This is a genomic window from Nocardia sp. NPDC060220, from assembly GCF_042727815.1.
GTDB lineage: Bacteria > Actinomycetota > Actinomycetes > Mycobacteriales > Mycobacteriaceae > Nocardia.
The window spans coordinates 1-1,986 of the sequence record NZ_JBHWZY010001087.1; the positions used below are offsets into that span (position 1 = coordinate 1).

Sequence of the window (1,986 nt, forward strand, 5' to 3'; positions counted from 1 at the left end):
GTCCGACGCCGTCGAGGTGATGGATCGCCTCTGGCATTTCGGCGGCTGGGAGCGCACCCAAACCCACGATTCGCTGCGCCCCTATCTCCTCGAGGAGACCTACGAACTCCTCGACGCCATCCAGGCCGGCGACGCCGAAACCATCAAGGAAGAACTCGGCGACCTGCTGTTGCAGGTGCTGTTCCACTCCCGAATCGCCGAACACGCGGGCGAGTTCACCGTCGACGACGTGGCGGCGACCCTGGTCGGCAAACTCGTCCATCGCAGTCCCTACCTCACCGATGCCGATTTCTCCTCGGGTACCTCGGTGGCCGCCAAGATCGCGGCGCAGGAAAAGGCGTGGGAGGAGCGCAAATCCGCGGAGAAATCCCGCCGCTCCTGCCTCGACGGCATCGCCATGGCCCAGCCCGCTCTCGCTCTCGCCGAGAAGATCCGCACCCGCAGCGCCAACGCGGGCCTGCCCGCCGACCTCGTCCCGGACACCCTGCGCGTGGTGGAACTGGGCGGGCCTGATTCGGCCGAGGAACGGCTCCGCACAGCGGCCGTCGACTTCGCCACCGCCATCCGCGCCGCCGAGGACGCCGCCGAAGCCGAACGAGGTGCTCGGTCCCCGCTCGGCGCGGATGACTGGCATACCTTCTGGCCGCGCTGAGCATCACCCGCCGACGGCGTCGGCTACCGCTGAGCTAACGATGCTCCGTGGGGTGGGTGCACGGCGTCGGCGGCTGAGACGTTGCTGAGATCTTGTGGACAATCGTGCGCGCGCCAGCGGGCAAGGGCCACACAGCTTTAGACTCGAAGCAGCTCGCCGTCCGCGGCGGGGCAGGGGTCCGGCGATCGTCGAGGTGAGGTTGATGGGTACAGAGGTAGATCCGGCAGGACAGGATGTGATGGCCGACCATCCTGAGCTGGACGTGTTGCCGGTATGGCCGCAGGAAACCATCGCTGTGCTGGTGACGACCGACGCGGGGCCGCACGCCATCCCGGTGTCGTGGCCGGTGCGCGCGGACGACCGGCGGATTCTTCTCAGTTTGAAGTCCGATCGTGGTTCGCTGGCACGGTTGCGGGCACAGCCTGAGGTGGCGTTGCTGATTCTGGGCGGCGGCAATGTGGCGCTGTGTGCGCGCGGCCGGGCGACGGTCATCGCCGAGCAGATGCCGTCGGCGCCGGATTACACCGCGGTGCAGCTGGACGTCGACGTGATCGACGACCACCGGCAGTCCGCGTTCGCCGTCGACCGTGGCATCCAGCGCACCGTCCTCGACGACACCGAATTGCGGGCGTTGGAGGGTCGGGTCGAGACCCTGCGATCCTGGGCCGACAACGGGCCCGCAGCGTAAGTTCCTCTACGGCACACCATCTGGACAGAAGGGTTTTCATGAGCGTCACACTCGCCAAGGGCGGCAATGTCTCGCTGTCGAAGCAGACCGACAACCTCACCAAGGTGGCGGTCGGTCTCGGCTGGGACGTGCGTACCACCACCGGTGCCGACCACGACCTGGACGCCAGCGCGTTGGCGACCGGCACGAATCTGAAAGTGCTCTCGGACCAGCACTTCGTCTTCTACAACAACCTGCGCTCGCCGGAAGGCACCATCGAGCACACCGGTGACAACCTGACCGGTGAGGGCGACGGGGACGACGAGATCATCAACGTCGATCTGGCCGCCACCCCGCCGACGATCACCAACATCTTCTTCCCGGTGTCGATCCACGACGCCCAGGCCCGTGGTCAGTCGTTCGGCCAGATCCGCAACGCCTACATCCGCGTCACCGACGCGAACACCGGCGTGGAACTGGCGCGCTACGACCTGTCCGAGGACGCGTCCACGGAGACCGCGATGGTGTTCGGCGAGCTCTACCGCCACAACAGCGAATGGAAGTTCCGCGCGGTCGGCCAGGGTTACGCCTCGGGCCTGGCTGGCATCGCCCGCGACTACGGCGTGAATCTCTGACCAACCACGACAGGAAGGCGGGCGACCGAGTG

At 66.9% G+C, this 1,986-nt stretch carries 3 protein-coding genes; all 3 read left to right on the forward strand.

The annotated features are described in order from the left end of the window. Nucleotides 1-652: MazG family protein (locus ACFWF3_RS33905; protein WP_379318076.1), on the forward strand; the 652-nt coding region annotated here is incomplete at its 5' end. 202 nt (nucleotides 653-854) lie between these two features. Then, the gene (locus ACFWF3_RS33910; protein WP_378993162.1) at nucleotides 855-1,340 is read left to right on the forward strand and encodes a hypothetical protein; all 486 of its coding nucleotides are present in this window, start codon (nucleotides 855-857) and stop codon (nucleotides 1,338-1,340) included. 38 nt (nucleotides 1,341-1,378) lie between these two features. Continuing rightward, the gene (locus ACFWF3_RS33915; protein ID WP_378993159.1) at nucleotides 1,379-1,954 is read left to right on the forward strand and encodes a TerD family protein; all 576 of its coding nucleotides are present in this window, start codon (nucleotides 1,379-1,381) and stop codon (nucleotides 1,952-1,954) included. Nucleotides 1,955-1,986: the final 32 nt, after the last annotated feature.

What these genes read in the sequence shown, in the direction of transcription:
- ACFWF3_RS33915 (WP_378993159.1), top strand. Translation starts at nt 1,379, where the DNA reads ATGAGCGTCACACTCGCCAAGGGCGGCAATGTCTCGCTGTCGAAGCAG.
- ACFWF3_RS33910 (WP_378993162.1), top strand. Translation starts at nt 855, where the DNA reads ATGGGTACAGAGGTAGATCCGGCAGGACAGGATGTGATGGCCGACCAT.